General features: G+C 70.7%; 4 protein-coding genes and 1 riboswitch. All 4 genes read left to right on the forward strand.

Annotated features, from left to right (window positions below):
- Window positions 1-12: 12 nt before the first annotated feature.
- Entirely contained in the window at window positions 13-1368 is a 1356-nt protein-coding gene (ccrA, locus tag ACWEBX_RS37490; protein WP_451889210.1) for a crotonyl-CoA carboxylase/reductase, read from the forward strand.
- A 1-nt stretch (window position 1369) separates the two neighbouring features.
- On the forward strand, window positions 1370-2359 hold the full coding sequence (locus ACWEBX_RS37495; protein ID WP_451889211.1) for a 3-oxoacyl-ACP synthase III family protein: 990 nt from the start codon (window positions 1370-1372) through the stop codon (window positions 2357-2359).
- Entirely contained in the window at window positions 2356-3240 is an 885-nt protein-coding gene (locus ACWEBX_RS37500; protein ID WP_451889212.1) for a 3-hydroxybutyryl-CoA dehydrogenase, read from the forward strand. The genes ACWEBX_RS37495 and ACWEBX_RS37500 overlap by 4 nt, the downstream gene beginning before the upstream one ends.
- Before the next feature lie 56 nt (window positions 3241-3296).
- Window positions 3297-3383, forward strand: a riboswitch (ZMP/ZTP riboswitch).
- 21 nt (window positions 3384-3404) lie between these two features.
- Complete coding sequence (locus ACWEBX_RS37505; RefSeq protein WP_451889213.1) at window positions 3405-4268, forward strand: bifunctional 5,10-methylenetetrahydrofolate dehydrogenase/5,10-methenyltetrahydrofolate cyclohydrolase; 864 nt, start codon at window positions 3405-3407, stop codon at window positions 4266-4268.
- The last annotated feature ends 234 nt before the right edge of the window (window positions 4269-4502 follow it).

Genomic DNA, 4502 nt, shown 5'->3' on the forward strand with positions numbered 1-4502 from the left:
GCATAGGAAGCCATGGACTCTTTGACACAGGCCCTGCTGTCCGGGGCCGGCCCGGACGAACTCGGGCGCCACGAACTCCCCTCCCACTACGAGGCGGCGCACCTCCTGGCCGCGGACCTCGGCATGTTCGACGGCGTCGCGGACAACGACGTCCGCAAGTCGCTGCACGTCGGACAGGTCCCCCTGCCGGACATCGCGCCGGACGAGGTGGTCGTCGCCGTCATGGCGAGCTCCATCAACTACAACACCGTATGGTCGGCGACGTTCGAGCCGGTGCCCACCTTCGAGTTCCTCAAGCGCGGCGCCCGCCAAGGAGGTTGGGCCGCCCGGCACGACCTGCCCCACCATGTGGTCGGCTCGGACGCCGCCGGCGTCGTCGTACGCGCCGGGGCCGGAGTGCGGCACTGGAAGACGGGCGACCACGTCGTCGTGAGCTGTGTCCAGGTCGACGAGCAGGAACCGGCCACGCACGCCGACGCGATGCTCGGGCAGGGGCAGAAGATCTGGGGCTACGAGACCAACTTCGGCGGCCTCGCCCACTACGCGGTGGTCCGCGCCAGCCAGCTCCTGCCCAAACCGGCCCATCTGACCTGGGAGGAGTCGGCCGGCGTACTGCTGACCGCGGCGACCTCCTACCGGATGCTGGTCGGCGACAACGGCGCCCGCATCAAGCAGGGCGACATCGTCCTCATCTGGGGCGCCACCGGCGGCCTCGGCGCGTTCGCGGTGCAGATGGTCAAGAACGCGGGCGGAATCCCCATCGGCGTGGTCGGCTCCGAGCACAAGGCCGAGGCGCTGCGCCACCTGGGCTGCGACGTGGTCATCAACCGCAACGACATCGGCATGGGCGGCGACGACGCGCCCACCCCCGAGCGCACCATCGAGCTGGGCAAACGACTCGGACGGGAGATCCGCCGACAGGTCGGCGAGGACCCGCACGTCGTGTTCGACTACGTCGGCCGGGCCACCTTCGGGATCTCCGTGTTCGTCGTGCGCAAGGGCGGCACCGTCGTCACCTGCGGCTCCAGCACCGGCTACGACCACCACTTCGACAACCGCTACCTGTGGATGAACCTCAAACGGATCGTCGGCAGCCACGCCGCGAACCTCCAGGAACAGGCCGAGTGCAACCGGCTCTTCCAGCTCGGCCACCTCTCGCCGATCCTGTCCGAGGTCTTCCCCCTGGCGGACGTGGGCGAAGCCGCACGCCTGGTCCAGAACAACCAGCACATCGGCAAGGTCGGCGTGCTCTGCCTCGCCCCCGAACAAGGACTCGGCGTCACCGACCCCGCCCTGCGCGAGAAGATCGGCCCCCAGCGCCTCAACCCGCTGCGCCCGGGCGCACCCGACCACACCGGGGTGTCCTGACATGGGCATCGGCATACTCTCCACCGGCTCCTACCTGCCCAAGCACGAGGTCGGCAACGACGAGGTCGCCGAACGCGTCGGCGTCACCGCCGAGTGGATCGAACGCAAGACGCAGATCAAATCCCGGCGCTACGCCGCCGACCACGAGGCGACCTCCGACCTGGCGGTCAAGGCCGCCGAACGCGCCCTGGAGCAGGCCGGGCTCGGACCCGAGCAGATCGACCACATCATCGTCTCCACCTCCACCGGGGACTTCCCGCAGCCGCCCACCTCCTACCTGGTGCAGCACGGCCTGGGCGCCTACGCCGCGGCCTGCTTCGACGTCAACGTCGTGTGCAGCGGCTTCGTCTACGCCCTGGCGCTGGCCCACAGTCTGGTGACCGTGAACCCGGCCGCCCGCATCCTGGTGATCGGCGCGGACGTCTACTCGCGGATCCTGGACTTCACCGACCGCAGGACCGCGATCCTGTTCGCCGACGGCGCCGGCGCCGCCATCGTCGGCACGGTCCCCGACCCGTACGGGATCATCGCCACCGATCTGGCCAGCCGCGGCGACGCCCACCATCTGATCCGTGTCGAGGCCGGCGGCAGCCGCCGACCCGCCTCGGCGGCGACCGTCGCCGAGGGCGCCCACTACTTCAAGATGGACGGCCGCGGGGTACGGGACTTCGTCGCCGAGCACGTCCCGCCCGCGCTCCTCGCCCTCACCGCCAGGGCCGGCGTCGACATCGGCGCGGTCGGCCACTTCGTACCGCACCAGGCCAACGGCGTGATGCTCGGCGAGGTCGTCGAGCGCACCGGACTCGGCGCCGCGCACACCCACCGCACGCTGACCAGGTACGGCAACGTCGGCAGCGCCTCCGTCCCGGTCGCCCTGGACGAGGCCAACCGCACCGGCGCCCTCAAGAGGGGTGACCTGGTGCTGCTCGCCGGGTTCGGCGGCGGCATGTCGATCGGAGCGACACTTCTGAACTGGGGGACCCAGACATGACCTTGTCCACACACCAGGCCGGCGCCGGCATCGAGCGGGTGGGCGTCGCCGGCAGCGGCATCATGGGCACCGGCATCGCCGAACTGTGCGCCAAGACCGGACTGGACGTGAAGGTCGCGGTGTTCTCCGAGGCCTCGCTCGTGAGCGCGCCGCGGCGGCTGGCCGCCTCCCTCGACCGGGGCGTGGCCAAGGGCAAACTCACCGCGCCCGAACGCGACGCGGCCCTGGCCCGGGTCTCCTTCACCCGCGACCTCGCCGACCTCGCGGACCGCCAACTGGTCATCGAGGCGGTCAAGGAGGACGAGCAGCTCAAGCTGGAACTGTTCGCCACCCTCGACAAGACCGTCGAGGACCCCGACGCGATCCTGGCCACCAACACCTCCTCCATCCCCGTCGTACGGCTCGCCGCCGCGACCCGCCGCCCCGGCCAGGTCCTCGGCATCCACTTCTTCAACCCGGTGCCCGCACTGCCGCTGGTCGAGCTCGTCTCCTCGGTCCTGACCGACGAGTCGGTCGGCGAACGGGCGCTGGTCTTCGTCCGCGACACCCTGGGCAAGAAGCCGATCGCCTCCCCGGACCGGGCCGGCTTCCTCGTCAACGCCCTGCTCTTCCCCTACCTGCTGTCCGCGATCCGCATGGTCGAGTCGGGCCTGGCCACGGCCGAGGTCGTCGACCAGGGCATGACGCAGGGCTGCGCGCACCCGATGGGCCCGCTGCGGCTCGCCGACCTCATCGGCCTGGACACCACCGTCTCCATCGCCCGCGCCATGTACGAGGAGTTCAAGGAGCCCCTGTACGCGCCGCCGCCGCTGCTGCTGCGCATGGTCGAGGGCGGTCTGCTGGGCAAGAAGTCCGGCCGCGGCTTCCACACCTACGCGTGAGCGGGCATCTTTGATCCTCCGTTCATGAGCGGCGCACAGGGCGTCCACTACAGTGATGCGCGGGCCGTGACTGGCGCTGAGGTGGAGTACCACCGGGGAGCGGTCTGACGAATCGGTCGATGCCGTGCGCCTGGGCGAGTGGTCAGCGACGCCTGGAGGCGACCGTGTCCCAGTCCCGGACAGCCCAACTCATGGACGGTGTAGGCCCTGCCCGGCGCATCGTCGAGGAGACATCGGGCAGGGCGGCAGAGCTTGCGCGGCGCGTCGGTGTGACGCCCTGCCTTGCAACGGTGCTGGTGGGTGAGGATCCGGCGTCGGTGACGTACGTCCGTATGAAGCGGGCCCGTTGCGCGAAGGCGGGCATCGAGTCGCGGCTCGTCGGCCTGCCGGCCACCACGACGACCGCCGAGCTGGTGGAGAGGCTCCGGTCCCTCTCGCAGGACGCCGGCGTGCACGGCATCCTGCTGCAGCATCCCGTGGGCCCGCACATCGACGAGCGGGCGGCGTTCGAGGCCATCGCGCCGGAGAAGGACGTCGACGGGGTCACCATGAGCTCCTTCGGGGCGATGAGCTTCGCCCTGCCCGGTTTCGCGTCGTGCACCCCGGGCGGGATCATGCGGCTGCTGGACGAGTACGACGTCGAACTCGCGGGCCGGCGTGCCGTTGTCGTGGGCCGCAGCGCGATCCTCGGCAAGCCCGTCGGAATGCTCCTGCTCGCCCGGGACGCCACCGTCACCTACTGCCACTCCCGGACGGCCGATCTGGCCGCGGCCGTGCGGGAGGCGGACATTGTCGTGGCGGCCGTGGGACGGCCTCGGCTCATCAGCGGCGAGGACGTCAAACCGGGGGCCGTCGTGATCGACGCCGGATACAACCCCGGCAACGTCGGCGACGTCGACTTCGACACCGCCCGCACCCGTGCCCGCCTGATCACGCCGGTCCCCGGCGGGGTCGGACCCATGACCATCGCGGTCCTGCTGGCCCAGACGGTCGACGCGGCATCCATCCAGCTCGGGCTCGGCCGGTGAGTGAGGACAGGCTGAGGCTCGGCGCGCAGGACGATCGGCTCACCCGCTGACCCGGCTTCAGCACAGAGGGGAGGAGGGGCCCGGGCCCCTCCTCCCTCCTGTGGCGCCTGCGTGGCGCCCCTTCAGGAAGCGGCGGCCCGCGTGAGAAGTCCCTCGGTGATCAGGAAGGCAGTGAACGAATGAAACGGGTGACCCGAAATGGTTTGATCGCCGCGGCCGCCGCCTCGGGCGCGC

The organism is Streptomyces sp. NPDC005070, assembly GCF_053600395.1.